General features: G+C 37.1%; 2 protein-coding genes. Both read right to left on the bottom strand.

From position 1 onward, the window contains the following. Window positions 1-175 precede the first annotated feature (175 nt). Window positions 176-1,129, bottom strand: a complete 954-nt coding sequence (locus NNN64_RS22765; protein WP_271442875.1) for an ankyrin repeat domain-containing protein — start codon at window positions 1,127-1,129, stop codon at window positions 176-178. A 14-nt stretch (window positions 1,130-1,143) separates the two neighbouring features. Further along, window positions 1,144-1,584: a hypothetical protein gene (locus tag NNN64_RS22760; protein ID WP_061362001.1), complete on the bottom strand. Its 441-nt coding sequence runs from the start codon at window positions 1,582-1,584 to the stop codon at window positions 1,144-1,146. Between the last annotated feature and the right edge of the window lie 18 nt (window positions 1,585-1,602).

The raw sequence follows: 1,602 nt of genomic DNA, 5'->3' as shown, positions 1-1,602 counted from the left end.
ACTACAGATAACCGATGAAGTGAATAAGTCAAGTTGTTACGGGATAAATAATTTAATTATCTGGATTAAAAAAGGTATACCATTTGACAAATAGTATACCCACGAGGACATATCAGATTAATGGTCATTAAATGAATCCTTGCAGACTAAGAAAAAGGTTGTTTACTCCAGAGTTTTAGAGTCTTTTTCGTACAGATGAACGGGGGATCTCTGGCTTCATTTCTTTTAACAGGTCTTTTTTCTCTCTTCCTGCGATATAAGAAAAAATCTTATCGGAGTCAGAACGCTGTCTGAGTATATCGTCGTCCATTCGGATACCATTTCGAATGAACCATTTCACACTTTCTATGCCGGTGTAGATACCAATATGTTTATCATGATAACAATTATAAAACTGAACATGACTGATATCGGTATATTTTTTCAGTGAGGTAAAGAAGTACTTCATGTTTTTGACATATAATGCGAAGGAACAGTGTTCAGCGATAAGGATATTACGCCCTTTTTCATGAAGCAAAGCAATTAGGGGCAAAGCCTCAGTTGAAACATGTTTAAATAATACTGGCGTGCTGTCTATTCTATCAACATGGCGTTTGAGGGCATTAATACTGAAATCATATATCCACCACTCGTTGTCAGTCGGAAGATCCAGCACCGCTTTGCCACCATAATCTCTGTGGTTTATGTCACACCCTTTATTTACCCAGTAATCAAAGACGTCATGATCGAGGAGGTCATAAAGAAGCGTTTGTCCTTCGTTATCTGTGCTGTGGATATCAATGCCCGCGTTTATGAGGAGTTCCGCACAATCTATGGCGTAGCGCTGCCAGTGAAGACAGGACTGGCCTTTATTATTTTTGTGGTGAACGTTAATACCTGACTTTATCAATAGCCTCACTGCACGTGGGCTTTTTCTGCTAAACAGGGCATTATTACCATAACAATCTGTATGGTTCAGCGCTATGCCTGCTTCAATCATGGTTTTTAAAGCCCCGATACTGTCGCAACCGAAAAGGGCGTTTTCACCGTGTTCATTAAGTGTGTTAATGTCAATGCCTGCAGCAATGCAATTCTGGACGTCTTTTTTAGTTTTGCTGTCAAATAAATTATCTTCTGTATAGTTACTCATGGGCGTTCTCCTTTTTAAGCGGTCGTTTTGTGCCAGGTATTATTGTTGTATTCATATTCTTTTATCTTAACGATCTCGTCATAGATCCGTGAAAAAGAAAACCATGAGATCTCTTTCACTTCGCCTTTTTTGTTTGTGTAAATGATATTGCAGCCACGAAAAGAAAATGACTGATAGAAAGTATCGTGATTCTCCTCTTTAAGAAAACGGGTAAAAGCTTTTATGGTGTCTTTTTTTTCCATGCTATAAGAGAAAAAGGTATGGATAGCAAATATGGTCAGAATGTTTCTTTCCGTCACCATATGTCTGGAAAAATAATTAAGATAAAAAACATGATCTTCAATGCTATTTTTACAGAATATTGAAAAGTGAGGGTTATACAGACGGTAGAGATCTGTATTCTTTTTTGTTTTAGATAGGTAACTTGTCAGGGTTGAATAGTTTTGTTTTTTCATTTTTATTCTCCTTTATTA

This window comes from Citrobacter sp. Igbk 14 (assembly GCF_028069825.1).
GTDB lineage: Bacteria > Pseudomonadota > Gammaproteobacteria > Enterobacterales > Enterobacteriaceae > Citrobacter.
Note: the sequence above shows the minus strand (reverse complement) of the source record. Positions and strands in the feature narration are given on the sequence as shown.